Here is a 14718-nt window from a genome sequence, read left to right on the forward strand (position 1 = left end):
TTGTCGATCGCGGCGTCGAGCTGCGCACGGCTGATCTCGGCTTCGGCGCGCGCGACGATCTGGGGTGGGAACGCGAAGTTCTTCATCAGGAAGTTGTCCTGGGCCCGTGTCCGCCGCGCGGTTGCCGCCGACATCTTCACGTCGGGCAACGGGAGGCACACGAACGACCAGTACCCGATGCCGTCGGCATTGTGGAGACGCGGGCAGTTCGCGCCGAGGAGCAACGACCCGCTGTTGGTGCTGATCGCGACCGGACGTCCTGCGGCCACCGAGACCACCGCCGACCAGGTGATCACTGCGGCAACGCCGATCGCCAGTGGGAGTATCCACCGTCTTTCTCGGCGCGACGCCAGCCAACCGCCCAACACCGCGGCGGAGAGCACGACGATCGCCTCCGAGCGCGTCAAGGCGCCGACCGCGAGCAGAACGCCGAGCACGATCACCTCCCCCGTACCGCCGTCTCCCGTGACGAGGCGATCGACGAGGAGCAGCACGAGGGCGGCGACCGGCAGCACGAGCGCCTCAGCCATCAGTGACGTCGATGCTCCGGCGACGACGGGATTCATCGCGAAAAGCAAACCGGCAGCGAGGGTCAGCAGCACGCGCGTGCTCGATCGGGTTATGCGGCTCAGTCGCCATGCCAGCGCCGCCACCGTGCCCGCCGCGAGCGCGCCGAGCACCACACCCGTCCAACGGTGTGCGTTCTGCGTTTCGACCCAGAACAGCAGCCCGCGCCCCGCCGAGAGCACCAGCGGATAGGCGGGTGGAAAGCGCGGCGACAGCACGCTTCCGCTAAACACCGCCGGCAGACGGCCGAAGTCGCCACGCTCGATCGAGCGAGCCACCGCGTCGTACCACGTGTCGTCGGTGCCGGGGAACACCGCGACGCGCGAAGACATGAGGAGCAAGCACCCGCGGAAGACGAAGGCGACGACGGCAACACCGCCGACGACGAGCCAGTGCGAGCGCCGGTTCTGCCGGTCCGGACTACTCGCGGCCGAGGTCACCGGTCGCTCGATGTCGTGCCGGACTCGTCACGCCAGAGAGGTTCGACGCGGTGTTCACGAGCGACACGTGGGTGAAGGCCTGCGGGAAGTTCCCGAGCATGCGCTTCGAGTGGGGGTCGTACTCCTCGGCGAGCAGCCCGACGTCGTTGACGAGTCCGAGGAGCCTCTCGAAGAGGGCCGCGCCGTCGCGGTGCCGGCCGCTGAGCCACAGGTTGTCCGCGAGCCAGAACGAGCACGGCAGGAATACGCCCTCGCCGGGAGGGAGGCCGTCGACTCCAACCTCTGAGTTGTACCGAAGCACGAAACCGTCGACGAGCAGCTCGCGCTCGATCGCGGCAAGCGTTCCGGCAACGCGTGGGTCGTCGGGGGGTAGGAAGCCAACCAGGGGGATCATCAGGGTGCTCGCGTCGAGTTCCTTCGACTTGTAGCTCTGTGTGAACGTGTTGCGCTCGGCGTCGAAGCCCTGCGCGCACACCTCACGATGCACCTCCTCGCGCGCGGCGCGCCACCGGTCGACGGGTCCCTCGAGCCCGAACTCTTCGACTGCTCTCACCGCGCGGTCGAACGCGACCCACGCCATCACCTTCGAGTGTGTGAAGTCGCGGCGGCCGCCTCGCACCTCCCAGATGCCCTCGTCCGGATCCTGCCACGCCGACTCGAGGAACTCGAGGATGGCCTGCTGGAGCGACCACGCGGTGGGGTCCTCGGCCACCCCCATGTGACGGGTCTGGTGCAGCGCGTCGAACACCTCGCCGTACACGTCGAGCTGAAATTGCTCTGACGCCGCGTTGCCCACGCGCACCGGCGCCGAGGCCTCGTAGCCCGGCAGCCAATCGACCTCGTACTCGGGGAGCCGCCGCTCGCCTGCCGGGCCGTACATGATCTGCAGGTGCGCGGGATCGCCCGCCACCGCTCGCAGCAGCCAGTCGCGCCACTCCACTGCCTCCTTCACGTACCCGGCAATCATCAGTGAGTAGAGCGTGAACGTCGCGTCGCGCAACCAGCAGTAGCGGTAGTCCCAATTCCGGACGCTGCCGGGCCACTCGGGGAGCGACGTGGTGGGCGCAGCCACGATGCCACCGGTCGGCGCGAACGTGAGCGCCTTCAACGTGATCACCGAGCGTTGCACCTGGTCCTTCCACCCGCCTTCGTAGGTGGTGCGGCTCGACCAGTCGTTCCACCACGCGGTCGTGCGCCCGAGGGACCGGATCGGGTCGACCGGGGGCGGCGGCTCCTTGTGCCACGACTCGAACCACGTGAGCACGAACGGCACCCTGTCGCCCTCGCGCACGACGAACTCGGCCTCGTGGCGCAAATCCCGTCCGCGCACCTCGACCGGCGACGTGAGCCGCAACGCATTCGGTCCCGCGATCATCAACACCGTGTGATCGGTGGAACGCACCCACGGCACCACCGAGCCGTAGTCGAAGCGCACCCACAGCTCGAGCTTCATCGGCACCGCGCCGCTCACGCCCTCCACGACGCGCACGACATCGATGCTGCGATCGCGGATCGGCATGCAGTCGGTCACGCGTACGGTGCCCTCGGGGGTGTCGAACTCGGTCTCGAGCACGAGGGTGCCATCGCGGTACCGCCGGCGAGTCGCGCGGCCACCGGCCGCGGGAGCGATGAGCCAGCGGCCATTGCTCGCGTCGCCGAGCAGCGCGGCGAAGCACGCGCCGGAATCGAACCGCGGCACGCAGAGCCAGTCGATCGATCCGTCGTCGCCGACGAGGGCCGCGGTCTGGGTATCTCCGATGAGCGCGTACTGCTCGATGAGGGACGTCATGAAGCGGGTGTGTCGCCGCTGCCGGCGACCTGCACGTACGCGAGGCGCAGCTGGCTGAGCGCCTCGCGGAGCGCCTCGTCGTGCGGCGCGAGCCGGGCGCCCAGGCCGTCGACCAGCGCGCCGAGCGCGTCGATCGCAAGCTGGGCCTCGTCGAGCCGCGGCTCGGTCGGCAGGCCCGCTGGATCCGGATCGGGCATCAGGTGGAGAACCGCGAGCTGCCAGAGTCCGACGGCGTGGTTGGCCACGATGTCGGTCACGGGCAGACCGGCGAGATCGGCGCGGGCGCGCCACATCTCCTCGGCCTCTTCGGGGCTCGGTGCTCCTTGATAAGGCTGGCCAGAGGCGGCGCGGTCTTGGTCGGCCAGGTCTTCGTCGGCGAACTTGTCAACCGGCTCTTCCGGTTGGTGCTCGCCCGAGGGTGTCCACAGCGTGCTCACACTGGTATCCTTTCAGGATCGACCAAGGGAAGTGGGACGTCGGAGCTTGACCGCTTCGTCCCCACCCGGCCACCACATGTTCGCCCGAGAGGTGTTCAGGTGCGTCCGGGTCCGCGCATCCGGCGGCACCAACGCTCCGGCGTTGGGCGGCCCACAGATGGCGGACGCTTCCCGTGTCCGCCATCGTCGCGTCCACAACCGTTGCAGCCAGAAGCGTTGCAGCCAGAAGCATTGCAGCCAGAACCATTGCAGTAGGTCCCACAGAGAGAAAGATTGAGGGAGCCAATGCCCCGATGAAGCAGGTGACCAGATAGCCACGCACGAGGTCCGGATCAACGACCGCATCCGAGCCCGCGAGGTGTTTCTCGTGGGTGCCGAAGGGGAGCAACTCGGTGTGAGGCCCCTTCCGGAAGCGCTCACACAAGCCCGTGATCTACAGCTCGATCTGGTCGAGGTGGCGCCCAACGCCAATCCGCCGGTTGCCCGCATCATGGACTACGGCCGGTATGTCTACGAGCAAGAACAGCGGCGCCGCCAGTCGAAACGCAAGGCCACCAAGGTCGTCATCAAGGAGATGAAGTTCAAGCCGAAGATCGACGAGCACGACTACGTCACGAAGATGAAGCACGTGCTTCGCTTCCTCGACGAGGGCAACAAAGTCAAGCTCACGATCTGGCTGCGAGGACGTGAGATCGCCCACCCCGAGCTCGGCATGAAGATCCTGCGCCGGATCGCCGACGACGTGGTCGATCTGGCCATCATCGAATCACAACCTCGACAAGACGGCCGCAACATGACGATGGTCCTGCACCCCAACAAGAAAGACGGAAAGAAGACCAAGGAAGTCAGCGCGGCAAAGGCTGCCGCCCCACGAGATGTGTCGATGGATGTGCCAATGGATGTGCCAATGGATGTGCCAATGGATGTGCCAGTGGAAGTCACAGTGGAAGTCAGCGCAGCGGATGTTTCCGCGCCCGAAGACAACGGAGCTACGTGATGCCGAAGATGAAGACACACCGGGGCGCAGCGAAGCGTTTCCACGTGACCGGTACCGGGAAGATCCGTCGCCGCAAGGCGTACCGCTCGCACCTGCTCGAGAAGAAGCCGAGTAAGCGCACACGCCGACTCGGCCGCGCCGCCTGGCTCACCGGCGCCGACAAGAAGAAAGTCAAAAAGCTTCTCGGCCGCTGACGCCTCGTTTGTTCACCACTCACACGCACACGATTCAGGAGTTGCACGATGGCCAGGGTCAAACGATCCGTCCATGGCAAGAAGCACCGCCGCAAAATCCTCGACGCCGCCTCGGGTTACCGCGGGTCGCGCAGCCGGAGCTTCCGCAAGGCCAACGAGCAGGTCATGCACTCCGGGAATTACGCGTATCGCGACCGGCGCGCGCGCAAGGGTGATTTCCGCAAGCTCTGGATCGTGCGCATCAACGCCGCGTGCCGCCAGCACGACATGTCGTACTCGCGCTTCGTCGCTGGGTTGAAGGTCGCGGAGATCGACGTCGACCGCAAGATCCTCGCCGACCTCGCGGTCAAGGATGCCGCCGCCTTCGGCGCGCTCGTGTCCGCCGCGAGGGAGGCCCTCGAAGCTGCCTGACCGGAAGCGAGGCCCGGCAGCACCGCGAGCGAACGCCCGCGAGCCGGGTATCCCAGCTCACAGGGAGCGAGCCATGTGGCGGCTGCCATGAGCGGAGAGCTTGGCCCGCGCCACCGCGTGGTCCGCCGGCTCCGCGCGGTCCTGCGCGACGCGCGTGCCCGCGAAGCCGAGCGCGTCTTCGTCGTCGAAGGGCCACGTGCGGTCGAGGCTGCGTTGGATCGCGGAGCTGCGCTCGAGGCGGTGTTCTTCGGCCCCAACGCCGAGGTCGCGTTCGCACCGTTGGTGGCGCGCGTCGAAGCGGTGGGCGTCCCGGTCGAGTTGCTCGGGGAAGGCGTGCTCGAGAAGCTCGGCTCCACCGTCACGCCGCAACCCGTGCTCGCGGTCGCGCCGATGCCCCTGCTTTCCGGGGATGATCTGGCCGTCGACGTGCTGACGCGTGACGGGCTGGTGCTCGTTGGTGTTGCGCTGGCCGACCCCGGCAACGTCGGCACGTTGCTGCGCAGCGCGGAAGCTTCGGGCGCGGCCGCAATCGTGCTCAGTGCCGGATCGGTCGATGCCTACAATCCCAAGGTCGTTCGCGCCTCCGCCGGCGCGATCTTCGGAATTCCCGTCGTAGAGGGGTGGTCGGCGGTGGAGGCGCTCGACGTGTTGCAGCAGCACGGTCGGCGGCGAGTGGCTGCCGACGCCCGCTCGGGCACGCCGTACGACGCGATCGACTTCTGCGTCCCCACCGCGGTCGTGCTCGGCAACGAGGCCCACGGCCTCCCGTCCGAGCTCGACGCGCATCTCGACGGGAGGGTCACCGTGCCCATGCACGGGTCCGCCGAGTCGCTCAACGTCGCGATGGCCGGTTCCATTCTCTGCTTCGAGTCGGCGCGCCAGCGCGCGCGGGGGACCGCACGATGACGCTCGCCGAGATCCAAGAGCTGCTCGCGAATGCGACGACCGTCGCCGCAGAAACGATCAACGCGACCACGACGATTGGTGATGCCGAGCAGGCCGGCAAACGTCTGACCGGGCGCCGGTCGCACGTGGGTCAGGCCAAGGAGAAGATCAAGACCCTTGATCCCTCCGAGCGCCCTGTAGCCGGGAAGGCCGTGGCGGCGCTCCAAGCGCGCATCGCGGGGTGGGTCGAGGCGAAGCGCGCCGAGATCGAGGCGGCCGCCGCGGCCGCAGCGCCGCGCGACGCGGTCGACCTCACGCTCGGCGGGCACGGTCGCGCGCGCGGACACCTCCACCTCGTCACGCAGGTGCAGCGCGAGCTCGAGGACATCTTCATCGGCATGGGCTACCGGGTGATGGAAGGCCCCGAGGTCGAAGATGATTGGCACAACTTCGAGGCGCTCAACATGGCGCCCGCCCACCCGGCCCGTTCGATGCAAGACACGCTCTACGTGGAGCTCGGCGAGCCGGAGCAGATCCTGCTGCGTACGCACACGTCGCCCGTCCAGATCCGCACGATGGAGCACATGAAGCCGCCGATCTTCGTCGTTGCGCCCGGCCGCACGTACCGCAGCGAGACGCCCTCGCCGCGTCACTCTCCGGTGTTCCACCAGATCGAAGCGTTGGTGGTGGATCGTGGCATCACGCTCGCCGACCTCTTCGGCACCATCGAGACGTTTGTGCGCGCCCTGTTCGGTGACGAATCGATCCGCACTCGCTTCCGTCCCGACTTCTTCCCGTACACGGAGCCGTCGGCCGAGCTCGCGGTGAGCTGCATCTTCTGTGACGGCGTCGGCTGCCGCGTGTGCTTCGGTTCGGGGTGGCTGGAGCTCGGCGGCTGCGGGATGGTCGACCCGAACGTGCTCGCGGGCGTGGGCATCGACCCCGAGGAGTTCACCGGGTTCGCGTTCGGCTTCGGCTTGGAGCGCATCGCGATGGTGCGGTACGGCGTCGACGAGATCAAGACCTTCTTCGACAACGACACCCGATTCCTGGCGCAGTACTGATGCTCGCGCCACTTTCCTGGATCCGAGAGTTCACGCCGGTCACCGCGCCGGTGCCCGAGCTCGTCGCGGCACTGAACCAACTCGGGTTGGAGGTCGAAGGCGTCGAGGAGCCGGGTCGAGAGATCAGCGGGGTGGTCGCGGGCAAGGTGCTCGAGGTCGTGAAGCACCCCGACGCCGACAAGCTGTCGATCGTCGACGTCGACTTCGGTGCCGGACACACGCGCGTGGTGTGCGGCGCGCCGAACGTCGTCGCGGGGATGATTGTCCCGTACGCGCCCGAGGGTGCCACGTTGCCCGGGGGGTTCACTCTCGTTCGCCGCACTATCCGCGGTGTCGTTTCCGACGGCATGCTCCTGTCGTCCCGCGAGCTCGGCCTCGGCGACGACCACTCGGGGATCGTGAGCCTCGATCCCGGGAGTGAGCTCGGCGCCGATGTGCGTGAGATCCTCGGTCTCGACGACGTCATCTTCGATCTCTCGATCACGCCCAACCGTCCCGACGCGATGTGCATCGTGGGTGTGGCTCGCGAGCTTGCCGCGCACTTCAAGCTCGACCTCGATGTCCCGGAGCCCAGTGCGCCGACCGACGCCGCGATCGCGAACGACATCAGCGTCGTGATCGATGCGCCCGACCGCTGCCCTCGCTACCTCGGGCGCGTCGCCCGCGTGACGATGGGGGAGTCACCGGCCTGGATGGCGCAGCGACTCGTGAAGGCGGGTATGCGCCCGATCAGCAACGTGGTCGACGTCACCAACTACGTGCTACTGGAGCGCAACCAGCCGCTGCACGCGTTCGACCTCGCGCGGCTCGGTGGTCGTGGCATCGTGGTGCGGCTCGCGCGCGACGGCGAGCAGATGACCACGCTCGACGGTGTCGAGCGGGAGCTCACGCGCGACGACCTCCTGATCTGCGACGCGGAGCGCGCGCCGCAGGCGATCGCCGGGATCATGGGCGGGTCCACGTCGGAAGTGTCCGGCGCCACCACCGAGATCCTGCTCGAATCCGCCTACTTCGAGCGGATGGGAATCGCGAAGACATCGAAGCGGCTGAAGCTACGGAGTGAGTCGAGCGCGCGCTTCGAGCGCGGCATCGACCCCGACGCGGTCGCGCGGAACGCCGAGCACGCAATGGACCTCTTGTCGCACGTTGCCGACGCGCGTGTTGCGCGGGAGAGCGAAGACGTCTACCCCGATCCCGTCGAGCGCGAACGCATCCGGGTGCGCACGAGCCGTGTCGATCAGGTGCTCGGCACCGCGCTCGACGCCGAACAGGTCTGGGACGCGCTCGCGCCGCTCGAGATCGAGCTCGACCAGTATGACGGCGACACCCTGGTGGCCACGGTGCCCACGTTCCGGCCCGACCTCGAACGCGAGATCGACCTGATCGAGGAAGTGGCCCGTCGCATCGGGTTCGACCAGATCGGGCGCACGCTGCCCAACGCGCACGGGCAGGTGGGCGCGCTCACGGGCCTCCAGCGCGACCGCCGGTCGGTTGCCGACGCGCTCGTGGGGTTCGGGGTGTCGGAGGCGATCACGTTGTCGCTGGTGTCACCCGCCGACCTCGAACGCGCCGGCGCGCCGGTCGATCGGCTCGTGCGCGCCGCCAACCCGCTGCGCGCCGAGGAGTCGGTGCTGCGGACGCGCGTGCTTCCCGGGTTGCTGCAAGCGGTCGCGTTCAATCGGTCGCACGGTCTGCACGACGTCGCACTCTTCGAACAGGGTCACGTGTTCTACACACCGGCCGACGGCGCCGGACCGCTCCCCGAGGAGCCCGAGCACCTCGCGGTGGCGATGGCCGGCACGGTGCGACGCCGGCCGGTCGAAGACGATCGTGCGGTCGACGTCTACGACGCCGTCGACGCATTGCGCGAGGTGATCGACGCGCTCGAGATCGAGCAGTTCGCGCTCGAGCCTGCCGACGTTCCCGGCTACGCGCCGGGCCGCAGTGCCCGGGTGCTCGCCGGAGGCGTCGACGCGGGCGCGGTCGGTGAGATCGCCGATGCGGTGGTGGGCGCGCTCGGACTCGTCGCCCCCGTCGTGGGGTTCGAAGTAGTGCTCGACACGCTGGTTGCGGCACCGCGTCGCGATCGCCAGTTCCAGACATCGTCACGTTTCCCCGCGTCGTCGATCGACCTCGCGTTCGCCGTGTCCGAAGCCGTCCCGGCGGGCGCCATCGTGCGGACGTTGCGGGAAGCGGCAGGGGCGCTGCTCGAAGACGTTCGGCCGTTCGACGTGTTCCAGTCCGACGCGCTCGGTCCCGGACGCCGGAGCCTCGCCTTCGCGCTTCGCTTCCGCGCCGCCGACAGCACCCTCACCGATGCCCAGATCAGCGAGGTCCGCCAGCGTTGCATCGACGCGGTGATCGCAGCCCACGGCGCCGAGCTCCGGGGCTGAATGCGCGTGCCGTTCGTCCATCACGTGCGGCCGCGCTACGCGGAGGTCGACGCGCAGGGCGTGGTGTTCAACGCCCACTGGCTCACGTACTTCGACGAATCGCAGACGCGCTTCTTCGAGGCGCTCGGGCTGAAGCCCAAGGTCGCGTTCTTCACCGACTTCGACATCATGGTGGTGAAGGCGGTGATCGAGTGGGAAGGCCCTGCCGGGTTCGACGACGATGTCGCGATCGCAGTGCACGTACCGCGTCTCGGCACCGCGTCGATGGACATCGAGTACACCGCTACCTGCAATGGTGCGCCCGCGTGCGTGGGCGTCATCACGTACGTATCCGTTGTGCCGGGAACCCACGACTCCACGCCCATCCCCGACGAAATCCGTGAGAAACTGTCGTCGGCGGCGGGAGGTTGACGACGCGCTGGTGACGACGCGCTACTGACGGCGCCGCTGCCGTGTTCCCTCACCCTCGCGCCACGAGTCGATCACCAGCCAGTCGCCCTCGACGCGCGTGAGCGACGCGCCGGTGAGCTCGGCGCGAAAGAGGCCGACGCCGCTCGGCGGTGGGGCTTGGTCGTGGCCGGCGACAAAGCGCTCGAGTTCAGCCGGATCGGTCACCTCGATCGCCCGGCCGTCGAGCTTGGCGTCGCCGTCGACGAGGTCGAGGTCGATGGGAGCGGCGTGGAGCGCGAACCGCGGGTCTCGCCGCAGGTCGGCGGCCTTGCGGGAGTCGGGCATCATCGCCAGCCAGAGCTCGCCGTTCCGGAACGACGTCTCGATCCCGCTGACCCGGGGTGACCCGTCCCGCCGCAGTGTGGCCAGGAGCGCGTGCTTGTGGGCGGCAAATCGGCCCTCCAACGCCGCGGTAAGGGCCGGTGCAGCCTGCTCGACTTCTCGGCACGACGTCATGGCCCCATTCTCGCGACGCAGAATGGTGCCGTGGCGATTCGGGAGCCGGTCGACGACCTCTACGCCGAGCTCGGAGTCGGCCGCACCGCGACCCGAGAGGAGATCGCGACCGCTTTCCGCGCCCGTGCGCGCGAGCTCCACCCCGACGCGCATCCCGCTGACCCCTCCGGAGGGGAGGAGCAATTCAAGCGCGTGAGCATGGCATACCGCGTGCTGAGCAACCCAGCTCGTCGGGCGCGCTACGACTCGGGACACCGCGATGCCACCGCGAGCACCCCACGCACGCCGTCTGTCGTGCCGTCACCCGCGGCTTCGCCCATCGTCGTGCCGGCGACCGGCCGCCTCCACCTGACGCGGCGGAGTGCGCGGTGGGCGCTCGGAGGCGGCATTGCCCTGATCGTGCTCGGACTCGCGGCCGCGGCCTGGGTGGTCTCGCTGCAGCGTCACGACGCCGACTTGCGCGCACGTGGAGTGGCCGCGGTTGCCACCGTCGTCGAGGTCGGCGGTGATCGACGACTCGAGTTCACCACCCGCGACGGTCGCACCGTTCGCGGCGTGGAGCAGATCAAGAGTGGTGAGGAGCAGCCGCCGGTCGGCTCGCGCGTCGACATTCACTACGACCGAAGCGACCCCACCAGCGTGGTCACCGACACGTCGCACACCGCGCGCAACGTGACGCTCTGGATCGTGGCGGTGAAGCTTCTCGTGGGAGGCACGATCCTCCTCGTCGTCGGTGCCCGGCGGCTGCGGCGCGAATAGCCCGACAGCAGGCCTCGGGGCTTGCTTGCGCAGACTGAAAAATTGCAGAATGTGCAAGTAATGGATGGCGTCACCGTCTCGGCCGCAGACTCACGTCAAGCCCCGGCTCAGGCCCTGCCCAAGCGGCAGGTGATGATCATCTTCAGCGGCCTGGTCCTGGGCATGCTGCTGGCCGCGATCGACCAGACGATCGTGGCCACTGCGCTCCCCACGATCGTGGGCGACCTGGGCGGCCTCGACCAGCTCTCGTGGGTGGTCACCGCCTATCTGCTCGCGCAGACCATTGCCACGCCGCTCTTCGGCAAGCTCGGCGACCTCTACGGGCGCAAGACCCTCTTCCAGATCGGCATCGGCCTGTTCGTCGTGGGCAGCATCCTCGCGGGCCTGTCCACCACGATGATCCAGCTCATCGCCTGCCGCGCGCTGCAGGGGTTCGGTGCCGGAGGGCTCATCATCGTGGCCCAGGCGATCATCGCCGACGTTGTGAGCCCGCGCGAGCGCGGCCGCTACCAGGGTTTCTTCGGAGCAGTGTTCGGCGCTGCGAGCGTCATCGGGCCGCTGGTCGGCGGGTTCCTCACCGACCACCTCTCGTGGCGCTGGATCTTCTTCGTGAACGTGCCCCTCGGCATCGTGGCGTTGCTGGTGACGGCCTTCGTCCTTCCACCGAGCCGCCGCCGCTCCGAGGTCCGCATCGATTGGGTGGGGAGCGCGCTGCTGGCTGCCGGGATCTCGACCCTCGTGCTCCTCACGTCGTGGGCCGGCGGGAAGTACGCGTGGGGTTCGCCCATCATCATCGGACTCGGCATCGTCACTGTCGTGCTCGGCATCGCGTTCCTCCTCGTCGAACGAGGCGCGCCCGAGCCTGCCATGCCGCTCCGCCTGTTCCGGATCCGCACCGTCGCGCTCTCGTCTGCGGTCCTCTTCATCGTCGGCGTCTGCATGTTCGGCGCGGTCACCTACCTGCCTACGTTCTTGCAGATCGCCAACGGCGTGTCGGCAAGCAACGCGGGGCTCCTCCTCGTGCCGCTGATGTTCGGAGTGCTCGGTTCGTCGATCCTCGCGGGGCAGATCATCAGCCACACCGGTCGATACCGGGTCTTCCCGATTTTCGGCATGGCGATCGCGACCTTGGGCATGTACCTGATGTCGACGCTCGGAGTGGGCAGCACGCGCTTCGAGTCGGGCGCCTACATGGCGATCCTCGGAGTCGGCATCGGCATGGTGATGCAGATCCTCGTGCTCGCCACGCAGAATGAAGCGCCGATCGAGGACCTCGGTGTCGCCACGTCGACGGTCGGTTTCTTCCGGGCGGTCGGCGGGTCGATCGGGGTCGCGGCATTCGGCGCGCTGTTCACCAGCCGGCTCACGGCATTGCTCGGAGCCAAGGCGGACCTGCACATCACGCCCGAGGTCGTGCGCGGGTTGGCGCCCTCGGCGCGCGCGACGACCGCGCTGGCCTTCGCCGAAGCCATCACGCGCGTGTTCGCATTTGCGGTGCCGCTGCTGTTGCTCGGGTTTGTGCTCGCGTGCTTCATCAAGGAGACGTCGCTCCGTACGTCCTCGGGAGACGTTCGTCGCGCTGCGGTCCTCGAAGTGGACTTTGCGGAGGACGCGCTCATCGCGATGGCCGACCCGTCCCTCGCGGTGGAGAGCGTGGAGACTGTCGGCAACGGCCAGGAGGAGCCGGCGCGCAACCCCAAGGGAGCATCACCGTGACCCAGGGACTGCGCGAGCGGAAGAAGGCAGAGACGCGCGACGCGCTCGCGTCGGCCGCGCTGCGTCTCGCCGACGAGCTGGGCCCCGATCGGGTCACGATCGACAACATCGCGACCGCGGCCGGTGTGTCGCCCCGCACGTTCTTCAATTACTTCGCGTCCAAGGAAGATGCGATCGTCGGCAGCAGCGAATCGAGCACCGCGCGTGTCGTGGACGCGCTCGTGGCTCGGCCGGCGCGGGAAGCTCCGATCGACGCGCTGCGGGCCGCGGTCCACGCGAGCGCCGATCACCTGCAGGCCGATCCCGACGACTGGCTGATCCGGCACCGCCTGGTCGGCCGGTATCCCGCGCTCGGGGTCCGCTATGCGGCGCGTTTGGCCGCGGTCGAACACGAGCTGGTGCTCGAGATCGCGCGCCGGACCAAACTCGACGCCGACGTCGATACGTATCCCGCGGTGATGGTCAGCGCCGCGCTGGCTGCGTCCCGGGTGGCCCTCACCGTGTGGCAGGAGCGTGACCGCAGGGGGTCGCTGCCCGCGCTGTTCGACGAGGTCTTCGACCAGCTCGCATCCGGGTTCACCCTTGTGTCCCGCCGCAGCGCCCGCCGCGGCCGCGCGGTCACTGTGCCCAAGCGCTGACGGTTTCGACGAGCTCGCGCGCGAGCCACCATTGAGGTGGACGGCCGGGTCGCGACGGCTTGACGTCGAATGGCTCGGTGACACGCCGAGTCGTGAGCACGTCGAGTGCAGTCCGCGCGGCACGCGTCGATATACCCAAGAGCTGCGCGACGAGCGCAGCGCTCACGACCGGATGCGACGGCAGGAGCTCGAGTACGGAACGGGCACTCGCATCGACGCGCAGATCACGGACGCGTTCACGCCAGTCGTCCATCAACGCGGTGACACGGTCGACAAAGTCCAGCGTGGACGTCGAAGCGGCTCGCGCGATATTCGCGAACCATCCCACCCAGCGATCGATCGACCCGGCCCGGAACTCGTAGAGACCTGAGAGGTAGCCACCCGGATCTCGCGCGATGATCGTTCCGTAACGGTTCTGCGCCCGGGCAGCTATTCAAATCTCTGTATACTATGCGTCATGGCGTATCGAGCCGCGGTGGTCGGGGGGTCGGGGTACTTGGGCGCGGAGCTGCTGCGCCTGCTGGCGGGGCACCCGGCGATCGAGGTCGTGCAGGTCACGGCCGACGCGAACGTGGGTGCCGGTGTCGGCGAGCTGTTTCCGTCGCTCCTTGGGGCCTATCCGTCACTCGTGTACGCGCCGCTGGTGGCGGGCGACCTCGCGGGCCTCGACGTCGTGTTCCTCGCGCTCCCGCACGGACGGTCGCAGTCGATCGCCGGCGCGCTGGTCGACACCGTCGGCCACGTCGTCGATCTCGGCGCCGACTTCCGCCTTCCACAGCCCGACTACGAGGAGTGGTACGGCGAGACCCACACCGCGCCCGAGCTGCTCGACCAGTTCGCCTTCGGGCTTCCCGAGCTCTACCGCACCGAGATCGGCGCGGCCCGTCACGTCGCCGCGCCGGGCTGCTATCCCACGACCGCGTTGCTCGCGCTCGCGCCGCTGTTGCACGACGGGCTGATCGAACCGTCGGGCATCGTCGTCGACGCCGTATCCGGCGTGTCGGGTGCGGGCCGCGGCGCCAAGGTCACGAGCCTGTTCTCGGAGGTCAACGAGAACGTCACCGCGTACGGGTTGCTCACGCATCGCCACACCGCGGAGATGGAGATGGCGCTCACGCACGTCGCACACCAGTCGGTGCAGGTGCTGTTCACACCGCATCTCGTGCCGATGACGCGGGGACTCCTGGCCACGTGTTACGCGCGCCCCACAGTCGACCACCTCAGCACCGCGGAGCTGCTCGGGCGCTACCGCGCCTTCTACGACGGCGAACCGTTCGTCGTGGTCACCGACGAGTCGCCGGCAACCAAGGCAACGCTCAGCTCGAACACCGCGCACGTGACCGTGCGCTACGACCCTCGCACGAACACGGTGCTCGCGCTCGGCGCGCTCGACAACCTCGTGAAGGGCGGGTCGGGCCAGGCGGTCCAGTGCGCCAACCTGCTGCTCGGCCTTCCGGAAACGACTGCCCTCCCGAGCACGGGGTTGATGCCATGAGGCTCGCGTCCGCGGCGCAGGTACCCT

Annotated in this window: 16 protein-coding genes; 11 read left to right on the plus strand and 5 right to left on the minus strand. The window is 68.4% G+C overall.

Annotated features, from left to right (window positions below; translation table 11 throughout):
* From WD271_09115 to WD271_09125, 3 genes are all read right to left on the minus strand, one after another.
* The coding region (locus tag WD271_09115) for a hypothetical protein (protein MEX1007987.1) at positions 1 to 1007 on the minus strand (1007 nt) is incomplete at its 3' end.
* Positions 988 to 2796, minus strand: coding sequence for a glycoside hydrolase family 15 protein (locus tag WD271_09120; GenBank protein ID MEX1007988.1), 1809 nt, complete (start codon positions 2794 to 2796; stop codon positions 988 to 990). The genes WD271_09120 and WD271_09115, both read right to left, overlap by 20 nt.
* Positions 2793 to 3233, minus strand: a complete 441-nt coding sequence (locus WD271_09125) for a hypothetical protein (GenBank protein ID MEX1007989.1) — start codon at positions 3231 to 3233, stop codon at positions 2793 to 2795. The genes WD271_09120 and WD271_09125 overlap by 4 nt, the downstream gene beginning before the upstream one ends.
* Before the next feature lie 331 nt (positions 3234 to 3564).
* Here WD271_09125 and infC point away from each other — a divergent pair, with 331 nt between their 5' ends.
* From infC to WD271_09160, 7 genes are all read left to right on the plus strand, one after another.
* Complete coding sequence (gene infC, locus WD271_09130) at positions 3565 to 4230, plus strand: translation initiation factor IF-3 (protein ID MEX1007990.1); 666 nt, start codon at positions 3565 to 3567, stop codon at positions 4228 to 4230.
* The gene (rpmI, locus tag WD271_09135) at positions 4230 to 4424 is read left to right on the plus strand and encodes a 50S ribosomal protein L35 (GenBank protein MEX1007991.1); all 195 of its coding nucleotides are present in this window, start codon (positions 4230 to 4232) and stop codon (positions 4422 to 4424) included. The genes infC and rpmI overlap by 1 nt, the downstream gene beginning before the upstream one ends.
* 48 nt (positions 4425 to 4472) lie before the next feature.
* On the plus strand, positions 4473 to 4835 hold the full coding sequence (gene rplT / locus WD271_09140) for a 50S ribosomal protein L20 (protein ID MEX1007992.1): 363 nt from the start codon (positions 4473 to 4475) through the stop codon (positions 4833 to 4835).
* An 87-nt stretch (positions 4836 to 4922) separates the two neighbouring features.
* On the plus strand, positions 4923 to 5741 hold the full coding sequence (locus WD271_09145) for an RNA methyltransferase (GenBank protein MEX1007993.1): 819 nt from the start codon (positions 4923 to 4925) through the stop codon (positions 5739 to 5741).
* Positions 5738 to 6784 (plus strand): phenylalanine--tRNA ligase subunit alpha, encoded by a 1047-nt coding sequence (gene pheS, locus WD271_09150; protein MEX1007994.1) that lies wholly within the window; start codon positions 5738 to 5740, stop codon positions 6782 to 6784. The genes WD271_09145 and pheS overlap by 4 nt, the downstream gene beginning before the upstream one ends.
* On the plus strand, positions 6784 to 9177 hold the full coding sequence (gene pheT / locus WD271_09155) for a phenylalanine--tRNA ligase subunit beta (GenBank protein MEX1007995.1): 2394 nt from the start codon (positions 6784 to 6786) through the stop codon (positions 9175 to 9177). The genes pheS and pheT overlap by 1 nt, the downstream gene beginning before the upstream one ends.
* 6 nt (positions 9178 to 9183) lie before the next feature.
* The gene (locus WD271_09160) at positions 9184 to 9588 is read left to right on the plus strand and encodes a thioesterase family protein (protein ID MEX1007996.1); all 405 of its coding nucleotides are present in this window, start codon (positions 9184 to 9186) and stop codon (positions 9586 to 9588) included.
* Between the two features lie 21 nt (positions 9589 to 9609).
* Here the strand turns inward: WD271_09160 and WD271_09165 are convergent, their stop codons facing one another.
* Positions 9610 to 10083, minus strand: coding sequence for a pyridoxamine 5'-phosphate oxidase family protein (locus WD271_09165; protein MEX1007997.1), 474 nt, complete (start codon positions 10081 to 10083; stop codon positions 9610 to 9612).
* Positions 10084 to 10113: 30 nt separating this feature from the next.
* On the opposite strand from WD271_09165, the gene WD271_09170 reads away from it, so the two are divergent.
* From WD271_09170 to WD271_09180, 3 genes are read left to right on the plus strand one after another with little or no spacing between them, the layout of a single operon-like run.
* Positions 10114 to 10842, plus strand: coding sequence for a DnaJ domain-containing protein (locus WD271_09170; protein MEX1007998.1), 729 nt, complete (start codon positions 10114 to 10116; stop codon positions 10840 to 10842).
* 60 nt (positions 10843 to 10902) lie between these two features.
* Positions 10903 to 12558: an MDR family MFS transporter gene (locus WD271_09175; GenBank protein MEX1007999.1), complete on the plus strand. Its 1656-nt coding sequence runs from the start codon at positions 10903 to 10905 to the stop codon at positions 12556 to 12558.
* Positions 12555 to 13196: a TetR family transcriptional regulator gene (locus WD271_09180; protein ID MEX1008000.1), complete on the plus strand. Its 642-nt coding sequence runs from the start codon at positions 12555 to 12557 to the stop codon at positions 13194 to 13196. Before WD271_09175 ends, WD271_09180 begins: the two co-directional genes overlap by 4 nt.
* Here WD271_09180 and WD271_09185 read toward each other — a convergent pair.
* Positions 13177 to 13449, minus strand: a complete 273-nt coding sequence (locus WD271_09185) for a helix-turn-helix domain-containing protein (protein ID MEX1008001.1) — start codon at positions 13447 to 13449, stop codon at positions 13177 to 13179. The two genes, WD271_09180 and WD271_09185, sit on opposite strands and share 20 nt — an antisense overlap.
* 204 nt (positions 13450 to 13653) lie before the next feature.
* Here WD271_09185 and argC point away from each other — a divergent pair, with 204 nt between their 5' ends.
* Positions 13654 to 14691 (plus strand): N-acetyl-gamma-glutamyl-phosphate reductase, encoded by a 1038-nt coding sequence (gene argC / locus WD271_09190; GenBank protein ID MEX1008002.1) that lies wholly within the window; start codon positions 13654 to 13656, stop codon positions 14689 to 14691.
* The last annotated feature ends 27 nt before the right edge of the window (positions 14692 to 14718 follow it).

It is taken from the genome of Acidimicrobiia bacterium, from assembly GCA_040880805.1.
Classification (GTDB): domain Bacteria; phylum Actinomycetota; class Acidimicrobiia; order IMCC26256; family DASPTH01; genus DASPTH01.

What these genes read in the sequence shown, in the direction of transcription:
- WD271_09120 (MEX1007988.1), bottom strand. Translation starts at nt 2,796, where the DNA reads ATGACGTCCCTCATCGAGCAGTACGCGCTCATCGGAGATACCCAGACC.
- rpmI (MEX1007991.1), top strand. Translation starts at nt 4,230, where the DNA reads ATGCCGAAGATGAAGACACACCGGGGCGCAGCGAAGCGTTTCCACGTG.
- rplT (MEX1007992.1), top strand. Translation starts at nt 4,473, where the DNA reads ATGGCCAGGGTCAAACGATCCGTCCATGGCAAGAAGCACCGCCGCAAA.
- WD271_09145 (MEX1007993.1), top strand. Translation starts at nt 4,923, where the DNA reads ATGAGCGGAGAGCTTGGCCCGCGCCACCGCGTGGTCCGCCGGCTCCGC.
- pheS (MEX1007994.1), top strand. Translation starts at nt 5,738, where the DNA reads ATGACGCTCGCCGAGATCCAAGAGCTGCTCGCGAATGCGACGACCGTC.
- pheT (MEX1007995.1), top strand. Translation starts at nt 6,784, where the DNA reads ATGCTCGCGCCACTTTCCTGGATCCGAGAGTTCACGCCGGTCACCGCG.
- WD271_09165 (MEX1007997.1), bottom strand. Translation starts at nt 10,083, where the DNA reads ATGACGTCGTGCCGAGAAGTCGAGCAGGCTGCACCGGCCCTTACCGCG.
- WD271_09175 (MEX1007999.1), top strand. Translation starts at nt 10,903, where the DNA reads ATGGATGGCGTCACCGTCTCGGCCGCAGACTCACGTCAAGCCCCGGCT.
- WD271_09185 (MEX1008001.1), bottom strand. Translation starts at nt 13,449, where the DNA reads ATGGACGACTGGCGTGAACGCGTCCGTGATCTGCGCGTCGATGCGAGT.
- argC (MEX1008002.1), top strand. Translation starts at nt 13,654, where the DNA reads ATGGCGTATCGAGCCGCGGTGGTCGGGGGGTCGGGGTACTTGGGCGCG.